Below are 542 nucleotides of genomic sequence, written 5' to 3' on the forward strand. Positions count from 1 at the left end.
ACAAGCACCTTGTCGCTTATGTCGTGTGTGGGCCCGAGGCGGGAGCGGAGCAGGACGATGGCGGCGCGCTTGCCGGCGCCTTGCGCGCACATGTGAGCGGGCGGCTGCCGGACTACATGGTGCCAACGGCATTCGTGCGGCTGGCGGCGCTGCCGCTGACGCCGAACGGCAAGCTCGACCGCAAGGCGCTGCCGGCGCCGGCCGACGACGCCTATGCGCGGGCGGCCTATGAGGCGCCCCGCGACGCGATCGAGACGGCGCTGGCCGAGATCTGGGCGGAGCTTCTCGGTGTCGAGCGGGTCGGACGCCACGACCACTTCTTCGAGCTGGGTGGCCACTCGCTGCTGGCCGTGCAGCTCTCGAGCCGGCTGTCGCGGGCTGTTGGGGTCGAACTGCCGCTGACGAGGCTGTTCGCCACGCCGGTGCTTGCCGATCTGGCCGAAAGCATCGTCGAGCAGTTGAGCCGCTCCGGTCCGCAAGACCTGCCGGCGATTGCGACGGTGTCGCGCAATGAGCCGCTTGTGCTGTCGTTTGCGCAGCAG

Annotated in this window: 1 protein-coding gene; it reads left to right on the forward strand. The window is 69.9% G+C overall.

Features of this window, described 5'->3' with window-relative positions; genetic code table 11:
• On the forward strand, window positions 1-542 hold a 542-nt coding region (locus NKJ23_RS34600), incomplete at both ends, for a phosphopantetheine-binding protein (RefSeq protein ID WP_352685212.1).

Origin of the sequence: Mesorhizobium sp. M0184 (genome assembly GCF_040322215.1) — a bacterium.
Classification (GTDB): Bacteria; Pseudomonadota; Alphaproteobacteria; order Rhizobiales; family Rhizobiaceae; genus Mesorhizobium.